At 72.3% G+C, this 24,524-nt stretch carries 23 protein-coding genes and 1 tRNA gene; 15 read left to right on the forward strand and 9 right to left on the reverse strand.

From position 1 onward, the window contains the following. Nucleotides 1–27 precede the first annotated feature (27 nt). The 4 genes from ACSQ2D_RS08865 to argG form a co-directional block, all read right to left on the reverse strand. Complete coding sequence (locus ACSQ2D_RS08865; RefSeq protein ID WP_435985585.1) at nucleotides 28–1,371, reverse strand: PucR family transcriptional regulator; 1,344 nt, start codon at nucleotides 1,369–1,371, stop codon at nucleotides 28–30. A 103-nt stretch (nucleotides 1,372–1,474) separates the two neighbouring features. Beyond that, nucleotides 1,475–2,191 (reverse strand): class I SAM-dependent methyltransferase, encoded by a 717-nt coding sequence (locus ACSQ2D_RS08870; protein WP_435985586.1) that lies wholly within the window; start codon nucleotides 2,189–2,191, stop codon nucleotides 1,475–1,477. Between the two features lie 59 nt (nucleotides 2,192–2,250). Further along, on the reverse strand, nucleotides 2,251–2,715 hold the full coding sequence (locus tag ACSQ2D_RS08875; protein WP_435985587.1) for an SRPBCC family protein: 465 nt from the start codon (nucleotides 2,713–2,715) through the stop codon (nucleotides 2,251–2,253). A gap of 163 nt (nucleotides 2,716–2,878) precedes the next feature. Continuing rightward, a complete protein-coding gene (gene argG / locus ACSQ2D_RS08880; RefSeq protein ID WP_435985588.1) occupies nucleotides 2,879–4,303 on the reverse strand; it encodes an argininosuccinate synthase in 1,425 nt (474 codons plus the stop codon). A 183-nt stretch (nucleotides 4,304–4,486) separates the two neighbouring features. Between argG and ACSQ2D_RS08885 the strand changes: the two genes are divergently transcribed. After that, nucleotides 4,487–5,452: a type IV toxin-antitoxin system AbiEi family antitoxin domain-containing protein gene (locus ACSQ2D_RS08885; RefSeq protein WP_435985589.1), complete on the forward strand. Its 966-nt coding sequence runs from the start codon at nucleotides 4,487–4,489 to the stop codon at nucleotides 5,450–5,452. A gap of 186 nt (nucleotides 5,453–5,638) precedes the next feature. Here the strand turns inward: ACSQ2D_RS08885 and aceE are convergent, their stop codons facing one another. Continuing rightward, entirely contained in the window at nucleotides 5,639–8,410 is a 2,772-nt protein-coding gene (gene aceE / locus ACSQ2D_RS08890; protein WP_435985590.1) for a pyruvate dehydrogenase (acetyl-transferring), homodimeric type, read from the reverse strand. Nucleotides 8,411–8,704: 294 nt separating this feature from the next. Here aceE and ACSQ2D_RS08895 point away from each other — a divergent pair, with 294 nt between their 5' ends. The 8 genes from ACSQ2D_RS08895 (at nucleotide 8,705) to ACSQ2D_RS08930 (ending at nucleotide 14,086) form a co-directional block, all read left to right on the forward strand. Next, nucleotides 8,705–9,121, forward strand: a complete 417-nt coding sequence (locus tag ACSQ2D_RS08895) for a DUF3052 domain-containing protein (protein ID WP_435985591.1) — start codon at nucleotides 8,705–8,707, stop codon at nucleotides 9,119–9,121. A gap of 82 nt (nucleotides 9,122–9,203) precedes the next feature. Continuing rightward, entirely contained in the window at nucleotides 9,204–9,731 is a 528-nt protein-coding gene (locus ACSQ2D_RS08900; RefSeq protein ID WP_435985592.1) for a peroxiredoxin, read from the forward strand. 45 nt (nucleotides 9,732–9,776) lie between these two features. Further along, nucleotides 9,777–9,849: transfer RNA gene (locus ACSQ2D_RS08905), tRNA-Val, on the forward strand. Nucleotide 9,850: 1 nt separating this feature from the next. Then, a complete protein-coding gene (locus tag ACSQ2D_RS08910; RefSeq protein WP_435985593.1) occupies nucleotides 9,851–10,741 on the forward strand; it encodes a Nif3-like dinuclear metal center hexameric protein in 891 nt (296 codons plus the stop codon). Continuing rightward, a complete protein-coding gene (locus tag ACSQ2D_RS08915) occupies nucleotides 10,669–11,478 on the forward strand; it encodes a zinc ribbon domain-containing protein (RefSeq protein WP_435985594.1) in 810 nt (269 codons plus the stop codon). The genes ACSQ2D_RS08910 and ACSQ2D_RS08915 overlap by 73 nt, the downstream gene beginning before the upstream one ends. Continuing rightward, complete coding sequence (locus ACSQ2D_RS08920) at nucleotides 11,475–12,470, forward strand: reverse transcriptase-like protein (RefSeq protein WP_435985595.1); 996 nt, start codon at nucleotides 11,475–11,477, stop codon at nucleotides 12,468–12,470. The genes ACSQ2D_RS08915 and ACSQ2D_RS08920 overlap by 4 nt, the downstream gene beginning before the upstream one ends. A 24-nt stretch (nucleotides 12,471–12,494) precedes the next feature. Next, the gene (locus tag ACSQ2D_RS08925; protein WP_435985596.1) at nucleotides 12,495–12,908 is read left to right on the forward strand and encodes a rhodanese-like domain-containing protein; all 414 of its coding nucleotides are present in this window, start codon (nucleotides 12,495–12,497) and stop codon (nucleotides 12,906–12,908) included. Beyond that, complete coding sequence (locus ACSQ2D_RS08930; RefSeq protein ID WP_435985597.1) at nucleotides 12,905–14,086, forward strand: O-succinylhomoserine sulfhydrylase; 1,182 nt, start codon at nucleotides 12,905–12,907, stop codon at nucleotides 14,084–14,086. Before ACSQ2D_RS08925 ends, ACSQ2D_RS08930 begins: the two co-directional genes overlap by 4 nt. A gap of 197 nt (nucleotides 14,087–14,283) precedes the next feature. Here ACSQ2D_RS08930 and ACSQ2D_RS08935 read toward each other — a convergent pair whose 3' ends face one another. Next, entirely contained in the window at nucleotides 14,284–15,375 is a 1,092-nt protein-coding gene (locus ACSQ2D_RS08935) for an SLC13 family permease (protein WP_435985598.1), read from the reverse strand. 1 nt (nucleotide 15,376) lies between these two features. Beyond that, the gene (locus ACSQ2D_RS08940) at nucleotides 15,377–16,126 is read right to left on the reverse strand and encodes a YaaA family protein (RefSeq protein ID WP_435985599.1); all 750 of its coding nucleotides are present in this window, start codon (nucleotides 16,124–16,126) and stop codon (nucleotides 15,377–15,379) included. A gap of 139 nt (nucleotides 16,127–16,265) precedes the next feature. On the opposite strand from ACSQ2D_RS08940, the gene ACSQ2D_RS08945 reads away from it, so the two are divergent. Beyond that, nucleotides 16,266–17,702 (forward strand): RNB domain-containing ribonuclease, encoded by a 1,437-nt coding sequence (locus ACSQ2D_RS08945; RefSeq protein ID WP_435985600.1) that lies wholly within the window; start codon nucleotides 16,266–16,268, stop codon nucleotides 17,700–17,702. 84 nt (nucleotides 17,703–17,786) lie between these two features. Then, on the forward strand, nucleotides 17,787–18,290 hold the full coding sequence (locus ACSQ2D_RS08950; protein WP_435985601.1) for a hypothetical protein: 504 nt from the start codon (nucleotides 17,787–17,789) through the stop codon (nucleotides 18,288–18,290). Between the two features lie 122 nt (nucleotides 18,291–18,412). On the opposite strand, the gene ACSQ2D_RS08955 is transcribed toward ACSQ2D_RS08950, so the two are convergent. Beyond that, the gene (locus tag ACSQ2D_RS08955; RefSeq protein ID WP_435985602.1) at nucleotides 18,413–19,207 is read right to left on the reverse strand and encodes a hypothetical protein; all 795 of its coding nucleotides are present in this window, start codon (nucleotides 19,205–19,207) and stop codon (nucleotides 18,413–18,415) included. A 185-nt stretch (nucleotides 19,208–19,392) separates the two neighbouring features. Here ACSQ2D_RS08955 and ACSQ2D_RS08960 point away from each other — a divergent pair, with 185 nt between their 5' ends. The 3 genes from ACSQ2D_RS08960 (at nucleotide 19,393) to ACSQ2D_RS08970 (ending at nucleotide 22,221) form a co-directional block, all read left to right on the forward strand. After that, complete coding sequence (locus tag ACSQ2D_RS08960; protein WP_435985603.1) at nucleotides 19,393–21,030, forward strand: peptide chain release factor 3; 1,638 nt, start codon at nucleotides 19,393–19,395, stop codon at nucleotides 21,028–21,030. A 4-nt stretch (nucleotides 21,031–21,034) separates the two neighbouring features. After that, nucleotides 21,035–21,778: a spermidine synthase gene (locus tag ACSQ2D_RS08965; RefSeq protein ID WP_435985604.1), complete on the forward strand. Its 744-nt coding sequence runs from the start codon at nucleotides 21,035–21,037 to the stop codon at nucleotides 21,776–21,778. 74 nt (nucleotides 21,779–21,852) lie between these two features. Beyond that, a complete protein-coding gene (locus tag ACSQ2D_RS08970; RefSeq protein ID WP_435985605.1) occupies nucleotides 21,853–22,221 on the forward strand; it encodes an STAS domain-containing protein in 369 nt (122 codons plus the stop codon). A 35-nt stretch (nucleotides 22,222–22,256) separates the two neighbouring features. On the opposite strand, the gene ACSQ2D_RS08975 is transcribed toward ACSQ2D_RS08970, so the two are convergent. Then, entirely contained in the window at nucleotides 22,257–22,655 is a 399-nt protein-coding gene (locus ACSQ2D_RS08975) for an ATP-binding protein (RefSeq protein ID WP_435985606.1), read from the reverse strand. 66 nt (nucleotides 22,656–22,721) lie between these two features. Here ACSQ2D_RS08975 and ACSQ2D_RS08980 point away from each other — a divergent pair, with 66 nt between their 5' ends. Then, nucleotides 22,722–24,521: a PP2C family protein-serine/threonine phosphatase gene (locus tag ACSQ2D_RS08980; RefSeq protein ID WP_435985607.1), complete on the forward strand. Its 1,800-nt coding sequence runs from the start codon at nucleotides 22,722–22,724 to the stop codon at nucleotides 24,519–24,521. Nucleotides 24,522–24,524: the final 3 nt, after the last annotated feature.

Here is a 24,524-nt window from a genome sequence, read left to right on the forward strand (position 1 = left end):
TACCGGTGAGGACCTCGCCACCGAATGTCACGAAGTCGTCGGGGATAGTTTGGAGGTTTCCTCCAAGGGAGAACGATCGGTCGTGCGTGGCCGAAGTCGTGGCGTCCGCGACGGGGTGGTCGGGCCGTCGCCGCCCGGCGGGCCGAGGCCGCCCGCGCCGCGGGTGCCGCCGGAGCCCCCGGACCCGCCCGTGCTCGCCGGGGCGGCAGCGAGGCGGCCGAGGGCGAGCGCGATCCGCACGGCCCAGGCCTCGCGCGGCGTCGCGAGGTCGTAGCCCGTGACGTCGGAGATGCGCCCCAGCCGGTAGCGCACGGTGTTGGGGTGCACGAAGAGCACCCGCGCCGTCGCCTCGAGCGACCCGCCGTGCTCGAGGTAGGCGGTCGCCGTCTGGAGGAGGGGTGCGTGCCCGGCGGCGGTGAGCGGGCGATGGATGCGGTCGACGAGGATGCGGCGCGCCGGAGGGTCGCCGGCGAGGGCACGCTCGGGCAGGACGGCGTCGGCCTCGAGCACGCGCGGTGCGTCGGGCCACGCCCCGGCGGCCGCGAGCCCGCTCAGGGCGGCACGTGCCGACCGCCCCGCCGCGAAGAGGTGGGGGACCGTGGGCCCGAGCACGATCGGGCCGGGTCCGAAGCAGTCCGTGACGGCCTCGACGACCCGTGGCGCCTCACGCGTGCCGCCGAGGATCGCGATGAGGCGAGAGCGCTGGACGATGGCGAGGGCCTCGACGCCGTGCTGGCGCACCGCGCGGCGCAGGTCGTCGACGGCGGGAACCGCTCCGCCGCTCGCCGTCGGGGTGCTGCCCACGACGAAGGTCACGTCGGCGAGCTCGCCCCAGCCGAGTGCGCTGGCGCGGGACTGCATCGAGTCGTCGGCCTCGCCGCGCAGCACGGCGTCGACGACGAGTGCCTCGAGCCGGGCGTCCCACGCGCCACGGGCCTCGGCCGCGCCGGCGTAGACCTCCGCGGCCGCGAAGGCGATCTCACGGGAGAAGCGCAGCACCGACTCGCGCAGCAGCTGCTCGTCCCCGGGCGCGGCGAGGCCCTCGACGCGCGACTCGACGACGTCGACGACGGTCCGTACGAGGTCGAGCGTCTGGCGCAGGCTGACCGACCGGGTCAGCTCCTGTGGCGCGTTGGCGAAGATCGAGATGGCCGACGGCGGATGGCTCTCCTCCTGGTGGAACCACGCGATGAACTGCGAGATGCCGGCCTGGGCGACGAGCCCGACCTGCGAGCGTTCCTCGGCCGAGAGGTCGCGATACCACCGCAGGTGCTCCTCCATGCGCTGCGACGCGAGGGTCGAGAGCTCGCCGGCGCTGCGCTCGACGGCGCGGGAGGTCGCCTCGCTCGGGTGCTGTCGCCGTCTGCTCACGGGCCCAGCCTAGGTCTCCGGCAGCCCTGACTTTGTATGCCGCTCACAAAGGGATGGCGGGCACGTGACGTCGCGGACGGGTCGGGTCGCCGTCGGAGCGGCGTCAGTGGGCCGACAGGACGGCGGTGTGGCCGGCGTACGTCCGAGGGCCCTCGAAGTGCGGGAGGGACTGCGCGAGGTCGGGGGAGAAGGTCGCGAGGTAGGCGCTCGCGGCCGCGTGGTCGGCGAAGGTCGCGCGGGTCTCGACGTCGCGCTGGACGACGTGCTCGAAGTGTCGACCGAGCACCTCGGCGGCGTTCTCCGACATGAACTGGGTGACGAGCGCGTCGCCGCCGGCCTCGCGCAGCAGCCCGGCCAGGTGCTCGCGGCCGTTCGTCGCGACGTACAGGGCCCCTCCGTCGCGCAGGACGCGGCGCAGCTCGCGCAGCGTGCCGTCGAGGTCGGGCACGTGGTAGAGCATCCAGGCCGCGACGGCCGCGTCGCACGTGCCGTCGCCGAAGGGCAGGACGTCCGAGGAGGCGACCTCCGCCGGGACGCCCAGGGCGCGCGTCGCCTCGACCATCGCCGGGGACAGGTCGGTCGCGACGTAGTCGACGTCAGGCGCCTCGTCGAGGACCGAGCGAGCGAACTGTCCTGTGCCGCAGCCGATCTCGATCAGTCGCTTCGGCTGGGAGGACACCACGAGCGTACGCAGCACGTCCACGGGCGACACGCCCTCAGGACCGGGGCCCCACACGTCACGCCGCGTGCGGAGGTTGTCGGTCGAGCGGTACTGACGAGCGACGTGGTCGCTCTCGGTGAGGTGGGTCGTCGAGTCCATGACCGGCCACCCTAGCGGCGGTCACGGGGAGATCCCATGACCGCCGAGGGGTGCGTCGGTCAGCTCGAGACGGCTGACGCGAGGTTGCCGAGGCTGTCCTCGAGCTGGCTCTTGTCGACGAGGGGGAAGCTGACCTTGGACAGGATCTCCTTGTCGGTGACGTGGCTCCAGTCGTAGGTCAGCGTCACGAGGGTCGCGTTCGGGCCCTCCGGCGCGAGCTCCCACATCCACTCCCACCCGGGGGGCGGGGTGTCGGCGGGAGCCGTCTTCCACGCGAGCAGGGAGTTGTGCGAGTAGCCCGAGACCGTGTTGTCGGTCTGGTACTCGCCACCCATGTGGTCGCCGGCCATGTTCATCCGGAACACGTCGCCGACCTTCTGGAGGCGCTCGGCCTTCTCGTCGGACCGGACGAAGCCGGACCCGTCGAGCTGGACGTGGCGCTTCGGGTTGCTGAGCACGTCGAAGATCTCGGCTGCCGGGGCGTCGATGGTGCGCTGGACGGTGATTCTTCCGTTGTCGCTCATACAGGGCCCCTACCCGATCGGTGCGTTCCCGCGACCGGCTCCCCACCGGCCCCCACCGAAACGAGGTGGTCCCGGCAGCGAGAGGGCTGCCGGGACCACCTCTGACGACGGAGTCGGGCGGGGTCGGGCGGGGTCGGACGGGGTCAGTCGGGGTCAGTCGGGGTCAGTCGGTGCCGAACTCCATGGCGGCGCGGTCGAGCGCGTCGTCCTGGTCGTCGAGTCCCACGGCCGCCGGGTTGGCCGAGATCGCGGCCGCGCCACCGGGCGTCAGCTCGCCCACGAGCTCGCGCGCGTCGGCGCCGAGGAGGCCCTGGGCGGCATACAGCTCGAGCTTGGCGCGCGAGTCGGCGATGTCGAGGTTGCGCATCGTCAGCTGACCGATGCGGTCGACGGGACCGAAGGCGGCGTCCTCGGTGCGCTCCATCGAGAGCTTCTCGGGGTGGTAGCTGAAGGCCGGACCCGAGGTGCCCACGATCGACCAGTCGTCACCGCGGCGCAGCCGGATCGTGACCTCGCCCGTGACGGCCGAGGCGATCCACCGCTGGATGGACTCGCGGACCATGAGCGCCTGCGGGTCGAGCCAGCGTCCTTCGTAGAGAAGGCGGCCCAGCTTGCGGCCCTCGGCGTGGTAGTTGGCGATCGTGTCCTCGTTGTGGATCGCGGCGACGAGCCGCTCGTAGGTGATGTGGAGCAGCGCCATGGCCGGGGCCTCGTAGATGCCGCGCGACTTCGCCTCGATGATGCGGTTCTCGATCTGGTCGCTCATGCCGAGGCCGTGGCGGCCGCCGATGGTGTTGGCGGCGTCGACGAGCGCGACGGGGTCCGCGTACTCCTGGCCGTTCACGGCGACGGGGCGGCCGCGCTCCCAGCGCACCGTGACGTCCTCGGTCTCGATGGCGACCGAGGGGTCCCAGAACTTGACCCCCATGATCGGCTCGACGACCTCGATCGACTCGTCGAGGAACTCGAGGGTCTTGGCCTCGTGCGTGGCGCCCCAGATGTTCGCGTCGGTGGAGTACGCCTTCTCGGCGGACGCGCGGTAGGGCAGCTCGCGGGCCGTCAGCCACTCGGACATCTCGTGCCGGCCACCGAGCTCGGTGACGAAGTCGGCGTCGAGCCACGGCTTGTAGATGCGCAGGCTCGGGTTGGCCATGAGGCCGTAGCGGTAGAACCGCTCGATGTCGTTGCCCTTGAAGGTCGAGCCGTCGCCCCAGATCGACACGCCGTCCTCCTGCATGGCGCGCACGAGCAGGGTGCCCGTGACGACGCGGCCGAGGGGGGTCGTGTTGAAGTACGTCTTGCCGCCGCTGCGGATGTGGAAGGCGCCGCACGCGATCGCCGACAGGCCCTCCTCGACGAGGGCGGCCTTGCAGTCGACGAGACGGCTGATCTCCGCGCCGTACTGGCCGGCGCGGCCGGGGACGGAGTCGATGTCGGGCTCGTCGTACTGCCCGAGGTCGGCCGTGTAGGTGCAGGGCACGGCTCCCTTCTCGCGCATCCAGGCAACAGCCACAGAGGTGTCGAGGCCGCCGGAGAAGGCGATGCCGACACGTTCACCGACGGGGAGCGAGGTCAGGACCTTGGACATGGATGCAAGTATATGCACAGCCACGCATACCTATCCAATCGCTGTGGCAGCCCGTGAACATCGCGTATGCCGGGTGGCCGACTGCCGCTCAGCAGCGTCGGTCGCGCTCAGCCACGGTGGAGGACTCCGGCGCTGGTGAGCCGTCCACACCCTCCTGGGACCGGCCCACGTCGTCCACAACCCGTGGGCGGACCGTCGCCGTGGGCGCGCGCCCAGTGGACGCTCGAGCGCACGGACCTCCACCTCATCGCGCGTGACGGCGTCTTCTCGACCTCGGACGCGGCCCGCCTCGGACTGGACCGCAACGCGCTGGCCCGCCTCGTCCGTCAGGGGCGCTGCCTGCGCCTCACGACCGGTTGGTATGCCGTCGTCGACGGAGACCCGCCGGCCCGTGAAGCACTGCACCGGCTCACTGCCGTTGCCGTCGGGAGGGCGCTGCGCGGACGCGCCGCCCTCAGTCACCACTCGTGTCTCGTCGTGGCTGGGCTTCCGACGTTCGCGGCCGACCTCACGACCGTGCACCTCACCTCGCTGGTCGAGACGCGAGGTGGCGTGTCGGTCACCCGGCGCGGCGTCACGGTGCACCGGCGCGTCGGCAACCTCCGCATCCCCGCACCGGACCTGCTCGCACCGGACCGGCCGCGGCTCGTACCGACGGCGTGGGCAGCCGTCCAAGCCGGCATGACAGCCGGGCCCGAGGCGTTCGTGGTGTCGGCCGACGGCGCTCTGCGCGCGGGAACAGCCACGCCGGATGCGCTGTCCCGCGCGGTTGAGGTCTTCGCGACCCACACCGGCATCGGCCCGGTCCGAGCTGCGCTGCCCCTCGCGGATGCGCGGCACGAGTCGCCGGGTGAGTCGCGCGCTGCCTTCCTGCTGGCGGCTCTGGGTCACTCGGTGGAACCGCAGGTCGAGGTGGTGGCCGAGGGGCGGCGCTACCGCGCGGACTTCCGGATCGTCGGCACGCGGGTGCTCGTCGAGTTCGACGGTGCGGTCAAGTACGAGGACCGCCGCGCACTGTTCGAGGAGAAGCAGCGCGAGGACGCCCTGAGGCGGGCCGGTTGGGTCGTGGTCCGGGTGGTGTGGGGCGACCTGGACGACCCGAGGCGGGTCGCGCGGCGGTTGGCGGCGGCCCTGGCCGTCGCCGCGTGACCTGCTGTGGCGCTCAGCGGACCCACTCGAGCTCAGCGACGCCGGAGGCCTGCGGCGCCAGTGAGAGCGACCCGCGCGGGTGAGAGCGACCGGCGTCGCTGGGGTGGGGGCGGGTGGCCGGGTATGCCGTGCGGCCCGGTCCCTGGGCAGGGACCGGGCCGCACGGCATACGTCATCGGGGGAGCGTCAGCTCTCGCCGCCCGCGTTGCCCGACGTGCCGGCCGTGACGTCGTCGAGCTGGTACTTCTCGGCCGCGCGACGGGGGACGTCGGCGTCGACCTTGCCCTCCTTGGCGAGCAGCTGCAGCGTCCGCACGGCGACCGAGGGGCCGTCGATGTGGAAGAAGCGGCGTGCGGCCGGGCGGGTGTCGGAGAAGCCGAAGCCGTCGGCGCCGAGGGTGGCGTAGGTGCCGGGGACCCACTCGCGGATCTGGTCCTGGACGGCCCGCATGTAGTCGGACACGCCCACGACCGGGCCCTCGGTGCCCTCGAGGCACTGGGTGACCCACGGCTTGATCGGCGGGCCCTCGGGCTTGAGGAACTCCTGCTCGTCGGACCGCAGGCCGTCACGACGCAGCTCGTTCCACGAGGTCACCGACCACACGTCCGCGGCCACGCCCCAGTCGTCGGCGAGCAGCTGCTGCGCCTCGAGCGCCCACGGCACACCGACACCGGACCCGAGCAGCTGCGCGCGCGGCGCCTCGTGCGTCCAGCCCTCGGTGTCGGCCACCGAGATGCGGTGCATGCCGCGCAGGATGCCCTCGACGTCGACGTCCTCCGGCTCCTTCGGCTGCTGGATCGGCTCGTTGTAGACGGTGAGGTAGTAGATGACGTTCGACTCCTCGGGCGTGTTGCCCTCGCCGTACATCCGCTTGAGGCCGTCCTGCATGATGTGCGCGATCTCGTACGCGTACGCCGGGTCGTAGTGCACGACGGCCGGGTTGGTCGCGGCGAGGAGCGGGCTGTGGCCGTCGGCGTGCTGCAGGCCCTCACCGGTCAGGGTGGTGCGACCGGCCGTGGCGCCGATGAGGAAGCCACGCGTCATCTGGTCGGCGGCCGCCCAGATCGAGTCGCCCGTGCGCTGGAAGCCGAACATCGAGTAGAAGACGTAGATCGGGATCATCGGCTTGCCGTGCGTGGCGTACGACGTGCCCGCCGCCGTGAACGCCGCCAGGGAGCCCGCCTCGTTGATGCCGAGGTGCAGGATCTGGCCGCTGACGTTCTCGCGGTAGGCGAGCATCAGCTCGGCGTCGACCGGCGTGTAGTTCTGCCCGTTGGGGTTGTAGATCTTGATCGTCGGGAAGAACGCGTCCATGCCGAACGTGCGCGCCTCGTCGGGGATGATCGGCACGATGCGCGGACCGAACTCCTTGTCGCGCAACAGGTCCTTGAGCAGGCGGACGAACGCCATCGTCGTGGCGACCTCCTGCTTGCCCGAGCCCTTCTTGACCTGGGCGTACGCCTCGTCGCCGGGCAGCTTGACCGGCTCGAAGTCGACGCGGCGGCTCGGCAGGGTGCCACCGAGCTTGGTGCGGCGGTCGATGGAGTACTTGATGACCTCGCTGTCGGCGCCCGGGTGGTAGTACGGCGGCTGGTAGGGGTTGGCCTCGAGCTGCTCGTCGGTGATCGGGATGCGGAGGCTGTCGCGGAAGGCCTTGAGGTCGTCCAGCGTCATCTTCTTCATCTGGTGCGTGGCGTTGCGGCCGGCGAAGTGCGAGCCGAGGCCGTAGCCCTTGATCGTCTTCGCGAGGATGACCGTCGGCTGGCCGGTGTGCTGACGGGCCGCCTGGTAGGCCGCGAAGACCTTGCGGTAGTCGTGGCCGCCGCGCTTGAGGTCCCACCAGACCTGCTCGTCGGTCCAGTCCTCGACCATCTTGGCCGTGCGCGGGTCGCGACCGAAGAAGTGGTCGCGGACGTACTTGCCGTCGTTGGCGCGGAAGGTCTGGTAGTCGCCGTCGCTCGTCTGGTTCATGATGTGCACGAGCGCGCCGTCGCGGTCGGCGGCGAGCAGCGGGTCCCACCCGCGGCCCCACACGACCTTGATGACGTTCCAGCCGGCGCCGCGGAAGAACGCCTCGAGCTCCTGGATGATCTTGCCGTTGCCGCGCACCGGCCCGTCGAGCCGCTGCAGGTTGCAGTTGATGACGAAGTTGAGGTTGTCGAGCTCCTCGTTGGCCGCGAGCTGGAGCAGGCCGCGCGACTCGGGCTCGTCCATCTCGCCGTCGCCGAGGAAGGCCCACACGTCCTGCTGGCTGGTGTCCTTGATGCCGCGGTTGTGGAGGTACTTGTTGAACTGCGCCTGGTAGATCGCGTTCATCGGGCCGATGCCCATCGACACCGTCGGGAACTCCCAGTAGTTCGGGAGCAGCCGCGGGTGCGGGTAGGACGGGACGGCCTCGACCGTGCCGTCGACGCGGTGGCTCTTCTCCTGGCGGAAGCCGTCGAGCTGCGCCTCGGTCAGGTGGCCCTCGAGGAAGCTGCGGGCGTACATGCCGGGGGAGGCGTGGCCCTGGAAGTAGATCTGGTCGCCGCCGCCGGGGTGGTCCTTGCCGCGGAAGAAGTGGTTCATGCCCACCTCGTAGAGCGTCGCGGCGGACGCGTACGTCGAGATGTGCCCGCCGACGCCGATGCCGGGCCGCTGCGCGCGGTGCACCATGATCGCGGCGTTCCAGCGGATGTAGCGGCGCATCTCGCGCTCGACGTCCTCGTCGCCGGGGAACCACGGCTCGCGCTCGGGCGGGATCGTGTTGATGTAGTCGGTCGCCGTCAGGGACGGGACGCCGACCTGCTGCTGGCGCGCGCGCTCGATGAGCTTGAGCATGATGTAGCGCGCCCGCGTCCGGCCCTTCTCGTCGAGGACGGCGTCGAGCGAGTCGATCCACTCCTGCGTCTCGTCCGGGTCGATGTCCGGGAGCTGACTGGGGATGCCGTTGAGGATCGGTCCGGCCTCGGATGCCACGTCGTGGGTCCTTTCTCGTCGCGAGGCGGCGCCCGCGGCCGGTCGGCCACGGCGCTGCACCCACCCATCCTCTACCAAACCGTGGTGGCCGTCACACTCGGGTCCAGCACCGGGACGGCCACTCCGGCGTCGCCGCCGTCCCACCCGGTGGTATGCCGTGTGCTCCCTCTGGCGCGGCGTGCGCGTTGCGCACCCACCGGGTCGGGCTTGCGCGATAGCGTCGGAGCCAGTGCACTGATCTCGTGGCACCCACGCCACGACACGACGCGCCAACGATCGAGAGGACCGGTGACAGTGAGCGAGACCGCGGGAGCGGCGTCCTTCAGCAAGCTCGGATTTGCCAAGGGGCAGATCATCCAGGAGTTCGGCTATGACGACGACGTCGACGACGACCTGCGGTTCGAGCTCGAGGACGCCATCGGGACCGAGCTCGAGGACGAGGACTTCAACGACGGCGCGGACGGGGTGCTGCTCTGGTACCGCGACGGCGACGACGACCTCGTCGACCTCATGGTCGACGGGCTGACGAAGCTCTTCGACCAGGGCTTCATCGTGCTGCTGACGCCCAAGGCCGGACGCTCCGGTCACGTCGATGCCAGCGTCGTCGAGGAGGCCGCCTCGACAGCCGGCCTGACCACCGGGGGCCAGGTCAACGTGGCCGCCGACTGGGCGGCCACGAAGCTCATGCCACCGAAGGGCCCGCGCCGCTGAGCCCCGTCTGACGTCGGGTCCCGGGCCGAGCCCGTGTCGAGGGTGGCGGCGACACCCGGGCAGTGGTGTCACACTTGCCGCCATGACGAACGCGCACCCGACCGAGTCACCGGTCCAGGCGTCCGCCCCGTTGGGCGTCGGCGCGCTGGCGCCCGACTTCACCCTCGTCGACCAGTACGGCGTCGACGTCAGTTTGTCGGCCGTGCGCGACGTCAAGAACGCCGTCGTCGTCTTCTACCCGGCGGCCTTCTCGGGCATCTGCCGCGGCGAGCTGCGCGAGATCCGTGACGGGCTCGAGGACTTCCAGGACGACGACATCCAGGTCTTCGCCATCTCGTGCGACTCGATGTACACGCTGCGGGCGTGGGCCGACGCCGAGGGCCACTTCTTCCCGCTCCTGTCGGACTTCTGGCCGCACGGCGAGGTGGCGCGGCGCTACGGGATCCTCGACGACGAGGACGGGTTCGCACTGCGCGGCACGTTCCTGCTCGACCGCTCGGGCCGGATCGTCTGGACCGAGGTCCGCGGCATCGGTCAGGGACGCGACTTCCGGGCCTACCGCGAGGCGCTCGCGACGCTCCGCGCGAGCCAGCGCGATGCCGTAGGCTGACCGCCGCCTGCCGGTGTCAGCCACCTGCCTCCTGCGGGCACGTGAGGGCCTGTAGCTCAGTTGGTAGAGCACCGCGTTTACACCGCGGGTGTCGTCGGTTCGAGCCCGGCCGGGCCCACGTGGACGACATCGCCCCCGCCCTCAGCCTCCGTGACGTCGTCGCGGCGCTCGAGTCGCTCTACCCCCTCGAGAGCGCGGCCGACTGGGACCGCGTCGGCCTCGTGACGGGTGACCTCGACCAGCCCGTACGCCGCATCCTCTTCGCCCTCGACCCGACCCTCGCCGTCATCGACGAGGCGCGGGAGTGGGGCGCCGACCTGCTCGTGACGCACCACCCGCTGCTGCTCCGCGGCATCCACTCCGTCGCGACCTCGTCGGCCAAGGGCGCCTCCGTGACGGCGCTCGTCCGCGCCGGCGTCGCGCACTGGGTGGGCCACACGAACGCCGACGTCGCCGACCCCGGGGTCTCGACGGTGCTCGCCGACGCCCTGGGGCTCGTCGACCAGCGCCCACTGTCGACCGAGGGTGGGTACGCGATCGGTCGGGTCGGCGCGCTGACCTCGCCCGTGACGCTGGCGGAGTTCGCCGACCACATCGCCGCGGCCCTGCCCGCCACCGCCGGCGGCACCCGGGTCAGCGGCGACCCCGATGGCCTGGTCTCCACGGTCGCCGTGATGGGCGGGTCCGGTGACGACCGCTTCGACGACGTCCGCGCGAGCGGCGCCGACGTCTACGTGACGGCGGACCTCCGACACCACCCGGTGCTCGAGGCGCGCGAGGAGGCGCGGGGCGGCACGCCCTACCTCGTCGACGCGGGCCACTGGGCGACGGAGTCGCTGTGGCTCGCCAGCGTCCGCGACCGTCTGCTGACGGCGCTGGAGCAGGTGCCCGGAGCGACTAGGGTCGAGTCCAGAGTCTCAGCCATCCGCACCGAGCCGTGGACGTTCGTCGTCGGTGCGAACGCCGCGCGGGCCGACCGTGCGGCTCCCTTAACCGGAGGTGTGCCCTGAAAGCCGACCCGTCCCGCCAGTGGCGCCTGCTCGACCTGCAGGCGATCGACACGCGTCTCGACCAGATCACGCACGCGAAGGCGACGCTGCCGCAGACCCCCGCGCTCGAGGCGGCCCGGCGCGAGCTGGGTGCTCTCGAGACCGAGATCGTCAACGCCCGGACGGCCGCGGGCGACGTCCAGCGCGAGCTGACGAAGTCCGACCAGGACGTCCAGCTCGTCCGCGACCGCGCGGCGCGCAACCAGGCGCGTCTCGACGCCGGCCAGGGCAGCGCCAAGGACCTCCAGGCCCTCCAGCACGAGCTGACGTCGCTCGCGCGGCGCCAGGCCGAGCTCGAGGACGTCGAGCTCGAGGTCATGGAGCGGTCCGAGTCGCTCACGGCACGGGTCGCCGAGCTCGAGGCCCAGCGGGTCGAGCTCGCCGCACGCGTGGAGACCCTCGAGTCCGAGCGCACCGCCGCCATCACGACGCTCGATGCCGAGGCCGAGCAGGTCGGCTCCGGACGGGCCGACATCGTCGCGGGTGTCGGCGACGAGCTCATCGCCCTCTACGAGAAGATCCGCGCCAGCAGCGGTGGCATGGCCGCCGCCGAGCTGCGCCACCGCCGCTGCGGCGGCTGCCGGCTCGAGCTGGGCAACGTCGACCTCGCCCGCATCCGCAACGCTCCGGAGGACGAGGTCGTGCGCTGCGAGGAGTGCCGCCGGATCATGATCCGCACGGGCGAGTCCGGTCTGTGACCGCTGCGTCTCGCGGGTCGGGACGCCGGCTCGTCATCGAGGCCGACGGCGGCTCACGGGGCAACCCGGGGGTGGCCGGCTACGGCGCGCTCGTCCGTGACCCCGAGACCGGCCGGGTGCTCGTCGAGCTCGCCGAGCCGCTCGGCAAGGCCAGCAACAACGTTGCCGAGTACTCCGGCCTGCTCGCCGGCCTGCGCGCCGTGCTCGACCTCGACCCGGGGGCGTCGGTCCGCGTCAAGATGGACTCCAAGCTCGTCGTCGAGCAGATGTCCGGGCGCTGGAAGATCAAGCACGAGGACATGCGCCGGCTCGCGCTCGAGGCGCGCGACCTGTGCGCCGAGATCTCCGAGGCCGGTGGCAGCGTCGACTTCGAGTGGATCCCGCGCGAGAAGAACAAGGACGCCGACGCCCTGAGCAACGACGCGATGGACGGCAAGAGCGTGCACCGGGTCCTCACGGACGAGGCTGACGGTGCCGATGCGGCGGTCGACGCGGATTCCGTTGCAGCGCAGGGGATCTCCGAGACAACCTCGCCGCAGCCGGCGTCCCGACCGCTCCGCCTGCTGCTCGTCCAGGCACCCCACGACGGAGCGGCGGCGCCCCGCATCGTCACGGCGGTCCGGCGCCTCGTCGGCCCCGGCACCCGTGTCGTCGGCGCCGACGACGACCTCGCTGCCCGGGTGGCGGCCGACCTCGCCGCGGCGCTCGACGTTGAGGCCACGACGACGGGGGACTGGTCCGGCCAGGCACCCGGCGAGGGAGCCGACGAGAGGGTGCGGACGGCATACCACTCGCTCGCCGCGACCGGCGGCACCGTCGTCGCGGTGACGAGCCGCAGGGGCGTGCTCTCGGTGCTCAGCGACGTGCTCGGCACGCCCGTCGGGCGCTTCTGGGCCCTGGCGACCGCGGCCGGCAGCCTCACCGCCGTGGAGGTCTGGGAGGACGGGTCCGCGTCGGTGGCTTTCACCAATCGGACCGACCATCTCGCCTGACGGACGCTGTGCGATATTCGGGGCATGAGCTATGCCGGTGACGTGACCCCCGAGCAGGCCTGGACGGTCCTGCGCGACGAGCCCGGTGCGGCGCTCGTCGACGTGCGCACGAGGGCGGAGTGGTCCTACGTCGGACTGCCCGACCTCGGCGAGGTCGGCAAGGACGTCGTCCTCGTCGAGTGGCAGACCTACCCCGACGGCGCGGTCAACGAGCGGTTCACCGCCGAGCTCGAGGCCGCCGGGGTCCCCAAGGACGCTCCGGTCTACTTCCTCTGCCGCTCCGGGGTGCGCTCCGTCGCCGCGGCCGAGGCCGCCACACGTGGCGGGTGGGTCCGGTCGCACAACGTCGTCGAGGGCTTCGAGGGACCGCACGACGAGCAGCGCCACCGCGCGGTCTCCGGCTGGAAGGTCGCGGGACTGCCGTGGGTGCAGGGATGAGCGACGCGAGCCAGCCGTGGCGCCCCGACACCCTCGCGGTGCGGGGAGGCTTGTCCCGCAGTGGTTTCGAGGAGACCTCCGAGGCGCTCTACCTGACGTCCGGCTTCGTCTACGACACCGCGGAGGACGCCGAGGCGGCCTTCAAGGGTGACGTCGACCGCTTCGTCTACTCCCGCTACGGCAACCCGACCGTGGCGATGTTCGAGGAGCGGCTCCGGCAGATCGAGGGCGCCGAGGCGTGCTTCGCCACCGGCTCGGGCATGTCCGCCGTCTTCGTCGCGCTGGCGGCCATCCTCGGCCAGGGCGACCGTGTCGTCTCGTCCCGGGCCCTCTTCGGCTCGTGCTTCGTCATCCTCGACGAGATCCTGCCGCGCTGGGGCGTCGAGACCGTCTTCGTCGACGGTGCCGACCTCGACCAGTGGCGCGAGGCGCTCTCCGAGCCCACCACCGCGGTCTTCTTCGAGACGCCGAGCAACCCGATGCAGGAGCTCGTCGACGTCGCGGCCGTGACCGAGCTCGCCCACGCCGCGGGAGCGAAGGTCGTCGTCGACAACGTCTTCGGCACGCCGGTCTTCTCCAAGCCGCTCGACCTCGGCGCCGACATCATCGTCTACTCCGCGACGAAGCACATCGACGGCCAGGGCCGCACCCTCGGCGGCGCCGTGCTCGGGCCCAAGGAGTTCATCGACGGGCCGGTGCAGAACCTCATGCGCCACACGGGGCCGTCGATGTCGCCCTTCAACGCGTGGGTGCTCGTCAAGGGTCTCGAGACGATGTCGCTTCGCGTCGAGCGGATGGCCGACAGCGCCCTCGAGGTGGCGCGCTTCCTCGAGACGCACCCGAGCGTCAAGCGCGTCGTGCACCCGTTCCTCGAGTCGCACCCACAGCACGACCTGGCCAAGCGCCAGATGCTCGCCGGCGGCACCGTCGTCACGTTCGAGCTCGATGGGGGCAAGGACGAGGCGTTCGCCCTCATGAACGCCCTGCAGGTCATCGACATCTCCAACAACCTCGGTGACTCCAAGTCGCTCATCACGCACCCGGCGACGACGACGCACCGCCGCCTGACACCCGAGGCGCGGGCATCGGTCGGCATCACCGACGGCGTGCTGCGGGTCTCGATCGGCCTCGAGGACGTCCGCGACCTCGTCGACGACCTCCGCCGAGCGCTCGGCTGACGTCCCTAACCGCGTACGGGACCGACCACTCGACGGCCAAGATGCGTCGAGTGGTCGTGTCCGTGCGCCCGGCGCGCCAGGTGCGCGTACGGGAGTGACCACTCGACGGGCAGGATGCGTCGAGTGGTCGTTTCCGTGCGCCCGGTGCGCCAGGTGCGCGTACGGGAGTGACCACTCGACGGGTGGCGGCCGGTGGGTCAGGTGGTCGCGGCGAGGGCCAGGGTCGCGGTGGCCACAACGGTGACGGCGCAGAGGGCGCCGGTGCGCGCGATGCGCCCCACGTCCACGGTGAGGTCGGCGGAACGGCAGCGCGAGGCCCAGAGCAGCGTCGCGACCGAGCCCCACATCGTGATGATGGGGCCGGCGTTGACGCCGATGAGCAGGGCCGCGAGGCGCGCCGGGGAGTCGGCCACCGTCGGCTCGAGCGCCAGGTAGGCCGGCAGGTTGTTGATGCCGTTGGAGGTCAGCATGCCGATGCCGCTGACGCGGAAGAGATCGCCCGTGCCGGTGCCGTGCCCGACGACGGTGCGCAGCCACGCCTCCAGCCCGAGGCGCAGCGCGGCGTCGATGGCGAGGAAGAGGATGCAGATGCCCATGACCGTGAGCCACGGCATCTTGATCCGGCGCAGCAGCTCGGGTGCCCGCCAGTAGGTCGCCGCGAGCAGGACGAGGGCGGCCGGCACGGACGCCAGGGCCGGCTGGATCCCGACGACGAACGCCGGGGCGAGGAGCACGCACACACCGCCGGCGACGAGCATGAGCACCCGGTCGTGCGGCTCGGCGCGCGGCGGCGTGTCGTAGGTGCTGCCGAGGTCGCGTCGGTGCAGCAGCCAGAGCACGGCGACGGTGGCGATGATCGCGACGACGGCCGGCACGGCCATGAGCCTGATGTAGCCCAGGCTGCCGACGCCGAGCTCGGCGAACGGGTGCAGGGCCAGCAGGTTGGTCAGGTTGGACACGGGCAGCAGCAGCGACGCCGTGTTGGCCAGCCAGAGCGTCGTCATGGCGAACGGCAGTGGCGGGGCGCCGACCTGACGAGCCACCGTGATGGCCACGGGCGTCAGCAGCACGGCCGTCGTGTCGAGGCTGAGCACGATGGTGCACACCACCGCGAGCCCGACGACGAGCAGCCACAGCACGAGCACCCGGCCCTTGGCGACGCGCGCGGCGTGGTGGGCCAGGACGTCGAAGAGCCCCGACAGGTCGCAGATCTCGGCCACGAGGGTGATGGCGACGAGGAAGACGAGGATCGGGGCCACGCGCTCGACGAGCAGCCCGAGGTCGAGCACCTCAGGCCCTCGGCGTCGTGGCCAGCTGCCACGGTCGTCCCGGGCGCGGCGGTGGCGTCAGCTCGACGTCGAAGCGCTCCGAGAGGCGCTCGGCCAGGGCCTGCGGTGTGCGCGGCGCCTCGGCCTGCACGAGCTCGCGCGTGACGAGTCCGCGGGTGTGCTTGGCCATGTGCGAGGCGCCGGGGACCGTGACGTGCACCCACCGCTCGGCGCGCTCGCCCGTGGGGCGCCACACGGCGGCATACGTGCTCGACCGGCAGTCGACGACGAGCTCGCGGGGCTTCACCGCGGCGTCGAGGGCCGTCGGCAGCTCCTTGCGCCACTCGTGCGACACGTAGCCGATGCCCGGGAGGGTGCTGCAGATGTTGACGCGGTAGGCCGGCACGCGGTCACCGAGGCGCAGCGCGCCGAAGAGAGCCGACACGACGACGACCCAGCGGTTGGCGCGGCGCTTGGAGGCCGCGTCGAGCGAGTCGACGTCGAGGGCCTGGTAGAGGACTCCGGTGTAGACGTGGGCGGCCGTCGCCGTCGGAGCGGTGCGCAGGACCGTGTTGCCCTTGAGGTCGGCGACGAGGTTGGGGTTGATCTCGAGGACGCGGGCCGCGTCGGCCTCGCCGCTCAACCGCTCCACCGTCTCGACGAGCGACTCGCGCAGGGGCGTCAGCTCGGGGAAGGAGAGGCTGCCGAGGTCGAGCGACCGCCCCCGCCGGGGTCTGGTCTTGCCCTCGGACGGGGGGAGCAGGATGAGCACGGGGGTCAGCCTAGGCAAACCGGACAGGGATGTCTCATCCCTGCGCGTGTCGCGGACGACGAGCAGCGGTCCGACCGACAGGCGGGAGAGCGGGGTGCCGGGACCGCCCGGAGCGGGTCGTGATGCGTAGGGTGACGCCATGGCCCAGCGACACATCGTCTTCCGCCCGGCGACGCAGCCCGGCGACGTGGCACGGCAGCTCACGGCCCGCTTCGAGGCGGTGCGCCGCGAGTTCGAGGTGCCCGACCGGTTCCCACCGGAGGTGCTGGCCGAGGCGGCAGCGGCCGCCGGCGCCGCGACCCTGCCGGAGCGTGACGAGACGGCCATCCCCTTCATCACCATCGACCCGCCGACGTCGATGGACCTCGACCAGGCCATGTCGATCGAGCGCAGCGGCGACGGCTACCGCGTGCGCTACGCCATCGCGGACGTGCCGGCCTTCGTCCGTGCCGGTGGGGCCGTCGACGGCGAGGCCCGCCGCCGCGGCCAGACGGTCTACTGCCCCGACGAGCGCATCCAGCTGCACCCCACCGAGCTGAGCGAGGGTGCGGCCAGCCTGCTGCCCGACCAGGTGCGGCCCGCCTTCGTCTGGGACATGACGCTGGCCGCCGACGGCGAGGGCACCGCGGTCGAGGTCTACCGCGCGATGGTCCGCAGCGTCCGTCGCTACGACTACGAGCAGGTGCAGAAGGAGGTCGACGCCGGCACCGCCGAGGAGTGTCTCGTCCTGCTCAAGGAGGTCGGCGAGAAGCGCGTCCTGCTCGAGCGCAAGCGGGGCGGTGCGACCCTGCCGATGCCCGAGCAGGAGGTCGAGGAGGACGAGGACGGCAGCTTCCGGATCTCGTTCCGCCCGCTGCTCGCCGCCGAGGACTGGAACGCCCAGATCTCGCTGCTCACCGGGATGGGCGGTGCCGACCTCATGCTCCGGGGCAAGGTCGGCATCCTGCGCACCATGCCGCCACCGGACCCGCGGGACCTGGCGCGCTTCCGGCGGCAGGCCGCGGCGGCCGGTGTCGACTGGCCGAAGGACCTGACGTACGGCGAGCTGCTGCGCACGCTCGACCACAGCAACCCGCGACACCTCGCGCTCATCCACGAGGCGACGTCGCTCTTCCGAGGCGCCGGCTACACGCCCTTCGACGGTGACGTCCCCGCGCAGCCGGCGCACGCGGCGGTCGCCAACCCGTACGCCCACGTCACGGCCCCGCTGCGGCGCCTCGTCGACCGCTTCGGGCTCGTCGTGTGCGAGGCCCTCTCGGCGGGTCAGGACGTGCCCGGCTGGGTGCGCGAGGCGCTGCCGACGCTGCCCGAGATCATGGCGACCTCCGACCGGCGCACCAACGGTGTCGAGCGTGCCTGTACCGATGCCGTCGAGGCCGCCGAGCTGCACCCCTGGGTCGGGCGCACGGTGCAGGGCGTCGTCGTCGACGAGAACGACAAGGGCGTCGTCGTCCAGCTCATCGACCTCGCCGTCGTGGCGAAGGCCAGCGGGTCCGCCAAGGCCGGCGAGACGGTGACCCTGCGGGTGGACGCCGCCGACGTCGGCACGGGCACGATCGCGCTGTCGGTCGCCTGACCCCACGCGGCCGGAGCGCGAGGGACGCTGCCGAAAACCGCTGGCACTGCGCCGGCGTGCGCTCCTAGCCTCGAGGGCGTGCGGGTGAGCTTCGTGAGGACCGGCGAGCGTCGCTACGAGGTGCGCGTGGAGCGAGACCTCGCGACGGACCTCGTCATGAGCCCGGCCCCTGGGTGGAGCGACCTCGCCCCGCACGACCTCGTCCACCTCGTTGTCGAGCACCGCTTCGGCCTGCGCGACGGCATCTTCGGCCAGATCGCCGCGGGCGGCAACGGGGGCACCTTCGTGCCCACCCAGGAGCCGCGCACGAAGGCGTGGGCCCGTCGCGTCGCCCGCCGGAACCAGTCCCGGGGCACGCAGATCGGGCGGTCGGAGCAGCTCGCCGCAGCCGTCTACCCGGCCTGGCTGCGACACCGCGGCATGACCCCTGACGTCCACCACGAGCCAGGCCCAGGGGGAGCGGCGGACCTCGGAGCCCGTGAGCTCGGCGAGGTGTTCACCGACCTCGACCGGCTCTCGGCACAGTGGTCCGGGCTCGCGGTCGGGGAGTCCGTCGACGTCGACTGGCCCTGGCCCGAGCGACGCTGACCGAGGCAGCTGCGGCGGGTGCGGTCGGAGGAGGCAGGACCCCCTCGACCGCACCCGGCGGCCGACCACGACGACGTATGCCGCCACACCCGACGGCATACGCCAGCAGGTGGCTCGGACGCTCAGGGAGCCGTGACGGGGGCGCTCGGGGTGCTCGCGCCCGGGTCGGGCGTGGCCGGCGTCGTGGGCGGCGTCGGGTCGGCCGACCCCGTCGCCCCACCCGGGGTCGCCGGGGTGGTGGGGGTCGCCGGGGTCGGCGCGGACGGGGTCCCGGTGGAGGTCGCCTGACCGGGCGTGGACCCGGCGGGCGCCGTCGTCGCGCCGGTCGCGGGCGCGGTGGGCGCCGTGTCGACCGCGCCGGTGTCGGTGGAGGTGCCGTCGCCGGCGGTGTCGCGCGCGGTGCCGCCGGAGGTGCCGCCGGGGCTGTCGACCACGGCGCCCGCGCTGGTGCGGCCGCCGAGGTCCGTGCCGGTCACCTGGGCGCCGGTCGCCAGCTGGAGGCCGGTGAGGAAGGCCGCGGCGATGGCGAAGACGGCACCCGTCGTGACGAGCACGCGTCGCGTCGTCGCCCGGTCGGGACGTCGCCACCACGTCTCGCGCACGACCTCCACGTCCACGCCGTCGGGCCCGCGGCGCGATCGCACGAGCACGACGGCCTCCTTGGCGCGGGCCATGGAGTTCGTGTAGAGGCTGGCCGCGATCGCCGAGATGATGCTGAGCACCGCGGCGCCTGCGATCGTGCCCACGACGCCGAGCCGGGAGCCGAGGGCCGCGGCCGTGGCAGCCGCCATCGAGCCGCCGAGCAGCTGGGTCAGCGAGAGATCGAGCAGCTTCGCTCTGGGCCGTGCGTCAGGCTCCGCATCGGGGGCGGAGCCGGGCCGGGTGTCGGGCAGGTCGTCGGTCAGCGGTTGCGTCATGGTCCTGGGGTCGGTTGCGATCGTCATCTCCCATGCACGACGAACGACGGCACCGGATCGTTGACGCGACCGGCGAGGTGTGACTCGGGTCACCTCGCGTCACGTCGTCGTCGGGCCCGGTGGGCGGTGCCGATTCGGGCGATCAGGGCCGACGGTGACAGACTCGGGGCGATCACTGGAGGACCATGGACGCCACCGCACTGCACGACCGCGACCTCGCGGGCAGCCGAGACCCCGACGGCGCGGACCACCACGGGGGAGCGGTCGCCGAGGAGGCGGCCCGACGCCGCACCTTCGCCGTCATCTCGCACCCCGACGCCGGCAAGTCGACCCTGACCGAGGCGCTGGCCCTGCACGCGCGCGCCATCGGCGAGGCCGGTGCCGTGCACGGCAAGGGCAACCGGCGCGGCGTCGTCTCCGACTGGATGGAGATGGAGAAGGACCGAGGCATCTCGATCACCTCTGCCGTGCTCCAGTTCGCCTACGACGGCACCGTCATCAACCTGCTCGACACCCCCGGCCACGCCGACTTCTCCGAGGACACCTACCGGGTGCTCGCCGCCGTCGACGCCGCCGTCATGCTCGTCGACGCCGCCAAGGGCATCGAGCCCCAGACGTTCAAGCTCTTCGAGGTCTGCCGGGCCCGCGGCGTGCCCGTGATCACCGTGGTCAACAAGTGGGACCGGCCCGGGCTCGACGCGCTCGCGATCATGGACGAGCTGACGACCCGGATCGACCTGCACCCGATGCCGCTCACCTGGCCGGTCGGCGTCGCCGGGGACTTCCACGGCGTGCTCGACTGCGCGACGGGCGACTTCGTCCAGTTCACGCGGACGCCCGGCGGTGCCACCGAGGCCATCACCACCCGGATGAGCGCCGAGGAGGCCGAGCGGCTGCTCGGCTCCGTCTGGACCGACGCGGTGGAGGAGTACGACCTGCTCCGCTCCTCGGGCCACGACCTCGACCTCGAGCTGTTCCTCTCGGGCGCGGCCTCGCCCGTGCTCTTCGGCTCGGCCGTCCTCAACTTCGGCGTACGCCAGCTGCTCGACACGCTCGTGACGCTCGCCCCCGCGCCGGGTGCGCGGCCCGACCGCTCCGGCGACCCCCGGGCCGTGTCGGCGCCCTTCTCGGGCTTCGTCTTCAAGATCCAGGCCGGCATGGACAAGGCGCACCGCGACCGGCTCGCGTTCGTCCGGGTCTGCTCGGGCCGGTTCACCCGCGGGATGGTCGTGACCCACGCCGACACGGGCCGCCCCTTCGCGACGAAGTACGCGCAGAGCGTCTTCGGCCGCGACCGGTCGACGCTCGACGAGGCCTTCCCCGGCGACGTCATCGGCCTCGTCAACGCCAACGCCCTCCGGGTCGGCGACACCCTTTTCGCCGACGAGAAGGTCGCCTTCCCGCGCATCCCGCTCTTCGCTCCCGAGCACTTCGCCGTCGCGCGGGCGGCCGTCACCGGCAAGCAGAAGCAGTTCCGCAAGGGCATCGAGCAGCTCGGCGAGGAGGGCGTCGTGCAGGTGCTGCACTCCGACCGGCGCGGTGCGCAGGCGCCGGTGCTCGCGGCCGTCGGGCCGATGCAGTTCGACGTCGCAAAGCACCGGATGGAGCACGAGTTCGGCTCGCCGATCCGGCTCGAGCCGCTCGGCTACTCGGTCGCGCGGGCCGTCACGGCCGCCGCGATGCCGATCGTCGACAGCCGCCCCGGCGCGGAGTCGCTGACGCGCGAGGACGGGCTGCACATCGCGGTCTTCGCCGACAAGTGGCGCCTCGCGTCCGTCGAGAAGGACCTGCCGGCCGGCTCACTCACCCCGATCTTCGGCTGACGTCGTGAGCCGGCGCTTCGAGGAGATCGACTGGCAGCAGACGCCGATGGGCGAGATCAGCCTCCGCCGCCGGCTCGAGCCGTCGCTGCTCGTCGACGTCTACGAGGTCAAGCTCGGCGAGGAGTTCCTCATGTCGAGCCTCTTCACGGTCGCCGAGGTGGAGCTGGCCCGTCTCGGGCTCGCGGCCGTCGAGGGGGACGGCTCGGGCGAGGGGCTCGACGTCGTCGTCGGCGGCCTCGGCCTCGGCTACACCGCGGTCGCGGCGCTCGAGGACGACCGGGTGCGCACCCTGACCGTCGTCGAGGCGCTCGCACCCGTCATCTCCTGGCACGAACGGCAGCTGCTCCCGGGCACCGCCGCCCTCACCGTCGACCCGAGGACCACCCTGCTCGAGGGTGACTTCTTCGCCCTGGCGCGCGAGGGGCACGGTTTCGGTGACGCGCCGGACCTGCTCCACGCGGTGCTCCTCGACATCGACCACACCCCGCACCACGTCCTCCACCCCAGCCACGCCGACCTCTACAGCCGGGAGGGGCTCTCGCGTCTCGCCGCGACCCTGCACCCCGGCGGCGTCTTCGCGCTGTGGTCGGACGACCCGCCCGAGGACGCCTTCACGGCCCTGCTCGCAGAGGTCTTCGCCGACGTCGCGGCGCACGAGGTGTCCTTCGCGAACCCGCTCACCGGGGGCACGTCGTCCAACGGTGTGTACGTCGCGACCACTGCGGTCGGCAGCCGGCCCACCGACTGAGCCGCATCCGGTCACACACCACCCGAAGTCGTCCTAACGTAAGGCCGAGGACACCGACGTCCACAGGAGGTTCGATGAGCGTCACGGTCTCGGTCAACGGCGCCGTCACCACCGCCCGGCTCGCGGGTGAGATCGACACGTACACCGTGCCGGACGTCCGGGCGGCGTTCGAGAGGCTCACCATCGCGCCGGACGCGACGGTCGTCGTGGACCTGCGCGACGTCACCTTCCTCGACTCGTCGGGCCTCGGGGCGATCATCGGGCTCTACCACCGCGTCGTGGCCGGGGACGCCCGGCTCCAGCTCGTCTGCGGCGACCTCACCCTGCGTCTGGTCAGGCTCATGCACCTCGACCAGGTCATCGACGTCGTCGAGGCGGCCGACGTCGATGCGACCGACGGCGAGCCGGCGGACCCGGCCCGGGCTGACGCGGACCGTTCCTGACGGTCCCGACCGTCCGGCCCTCCGGGTCCCGTCGGTCAGGACGCCAGGCTGAGGTGCACGCCGATCCGCGTACGCGTCGGGCGGGCCTCGATGGTCAGCCGGTCGCTCAGCCGCTGGGCGATCCACAGCCCCCGGCCGCTCGTCGAGTGGGCGTCGAGTGCGAGGACCTCGGGCACCGACCCGGTGCCGTCGTCGTCCTCGACGGTGAAGACGAGCGAGTCGGCCGTCTCGTCGATGAGCAGGACCCCGTGGCCGCCACCGTGGACGATGCTGTTGACCGCGATCTCGTGGACGGCGAGGACGGCGTTGTCGGCCCGGTCGGGGATGCGCTCGCCCGCGATGGCCCGCACGACGTCGCGCACGTGACGGAGGTCGTCAGGACCGAACTCGACACGGCCGAGCTCGCGTCCCCTGGCCACCCCTTGACCCGTCACCTCTGCATGCTCCCACTTCTGCGGCATCCGTGGTTGTCCAAGCCCATCGGCTGTCAGGATGACCCCATGAACGCGCCATGGCAGAGCCCGGCAGCGAGCCGCGCGTCGGTCCCCCCGCGGCTGGCGTCGTTGGCGGGCGTCGCCGCGCAGGTCGCGGCGGCCACGACGCTCGACGAGCTCACCGAGACCATCACCGAGACCGCCTCGAAGGCCATGGGTGCCTCACGGGCCGTGCTCGCGGTGCAGGACGGCCCCTCGCGCCTGCGCACCATCGCCACGCACGGGCTGACCCCGTCGGAGGCCCGCCAGTGGGCCAGCCTCGAGCTCGACGACAGCTCCCCGCTCACCGATGCTTTCCGGACCACCGAGATCGTGTCGGTCGCGGGCCGGGCCCAGCTCCTCGAGCGCTACCCGGACCTCGACGACGGCACGGAGCGGTCGTCGGTGACGCTTCCCCTCATCTCGCGGGCCGGCGGTTCCGCCATCGGAGCCGTGGGGTTCCGGTTCGACGGACCCGGCGGCCCGGTCGACCCGGAGCTCGTCTGGGTCCTGGGCGTGCTCACCGACATGTGCGCGCAGACCCTGCTGCGCCTGCGGGCCGAGGCCCAGAGCGCGAGTCGCGCGGCCCAGCTCGAGTTCCTCGCCGACGCGTCCCAGGCGCTCGCCACCTCCCTCGACTACCGGCAGACCCTGCGTCAGGTCGCCTCGCTCGCCGTGCCGACGCACGCCGACTGGTGCTCCGTCCAGATGGTCGACGACGGGGTCCTGCGGACCCTTGCCGTCGCCCACGTCGACCCGGACAAGGTGCAGCTCGCCAAGGAGCTCGAGACCCGATGGCCCTCCGACCCGGACCGCCCCGGCGGAGCGGCCCAGGTGGCGCGCACCGGGCAGAGCCTGCTCATCGAGAACGTCACCGACGAGATGCTCGTCGCGGCCGCTCGGGACGAGGAGCACCTCCGGGTCGCGCGCGAGCTCGGTCTGCGTAGCGCCATGACGGTGCCGCTCATGGCCAAGGACCGGGTGCTCGGGGTGCTGACCTTCGTCGCGGCCGAGTCCGGTCGCCGCTACACGCACGACGACGTCGCCTTCGCCGAGGACCTCGCCCGGCGGGCCGGGCTCGCCATCGACAACGCCGACCTCTACTCGCAGACACGTCGCGTCGCGTCGGTGCTCCAGGCGACGCTGCTGCCCCAGGACCTTCCCGAGATCCCCGGCTGGCAGATCGGCACGGTCTACCGTCAGGCCGGGCGCACCGACGTCGGCGGCGACTACTACGACGTGAGCGGACTCGACGGCGGCCGCGTCGCCGTCGTGCTCGGCGACGTCATGGGGCGCGGTGTCGACGCGGCCGTCGCGGGATCCCGTATGCGTTCTGCCGCAAGGGTGCTCGCGACCCAGGACCCGGAGCCCGATGCACTCGCAGGCGCGATGGACCGCTTCATGGCGACGGAGCCGCCGACCCAGATGGCGTCGTCGGTCTACCTGCTCTTCGAGCCCGAGCGCGACGACCTCGCCGTCGTCGTCGCCGGACACCCGCCACCGCTGCTCGTCCAGGGCGGTCGCACCCGTTTCGTGACCGAGGACGGCTCGCCGGTGCACGGCCTCGGTGAGGTCCCCCGGGCCTCCGCCCGGGTGCCTTTCGCCGTGGGGGACATGCTCCTGCTCTACACCGACGGCCTCGTCGAGCGTCGCGGCGAGAGCATCGACATCGGGCTCAAGCGCCTGCAGGCCGCCGCCGAGGAGCTGCTCACCGGGGCCGACGACGACACCGACCTCGACGTGGTCCTCGACGAGCTGGCCGAGGCGGTCTCCGACCCCGACCGGCACGACGACGTGGCCGTGCTCGCGTTCCGCCGCGTCGTCTGAGCG

Origin of the sequence: Terrabacter sp. LjRoot27, from assembly GCF_964254175.1 — a bacterium.
Lineage (GTDB): Bacteria > Actinomycetota > Actinomycetes > Actinomycetales > Dermatophilaceae > Terrabacter.

Coding starts and splice junctions, on each gene's coding strand:
- ACSQ2D_RS08870 (WP_435985586.1), bottom strand. CDS start 2,191: ATGGACTCGACGACCCACCTCACCGAGAGCGACCACGTCGCTCGTCAG.
- ACSQ2D_RS08875 (WP_435985587.1), bottom strand. CDS start 2,715: ATGAGCGACAACGGAAGAATCACCGTCCAGCGCACCATCGACGCCCCG.
- argG (WP_435985588.1), bottom strand. CDS start 4,303: ATGTCCAAGGTCCTGACCTCGCTCCCCGTCGGTGAACGTGTCGGCATC.
- ACSQ2D_RS08900 (WP_435985592.1), top strand. CDS start 9,204: ATGACGAACGCGCACCCGACCGAGTCACCGGTCCAGGCGTCCGCCCCG.
- ACSQ2D_RS08925 (WP_435985596.1), top strand. CDS start 12,495: ATGAGCTATGCCGGTGACGTGACCCCCGAGCAGGCCTGGACGGTCCTG.
- ACSQ2D_RS08930 (WP_435985597.1), top strand. CDS start 12,905: ATGAGCGACGCGAGCCAGCCGTGGCGCCCCGACACCCTCGCGGTGCGG.
- ACSQ2D_RS08945 (WP_435985600.1), top strand. CDS start 16,266: ATGGCCCAGCGACACATCGTCTTCCGCCCGGCGACGCAGCCCGGCGAC.
- ACSQ2D_RS08955 (WP_435985602.1), bottom strand. CDS start 19,207: ATGACGCAACCGCTGACCGACGACCTGCCCGACACCCGGCCCGGCTCC.
- ACSQ2D_RS08960 (WP_435985603.1), top strand. CDS start 19,393: ATGGACGCCACCGCACTGCACGACCGCGACCTCGCGGGCAGCCGAGAC.
- ACSQ2D_RS08970 (WP_435985605.1), top strand. CDS start 21,853: ATGAGCGTCACGGTCTCGGTCAACGGCGCCGTCACCACCGCCCGGCTC.
- ACSQ2D_RS08980 (WP_435985607.1), top strand. CDS start 22,722: ATGAACGCGCCATGGCAGAGCCCGGCAGCGAGCCGCGCGTCGGTCCCC.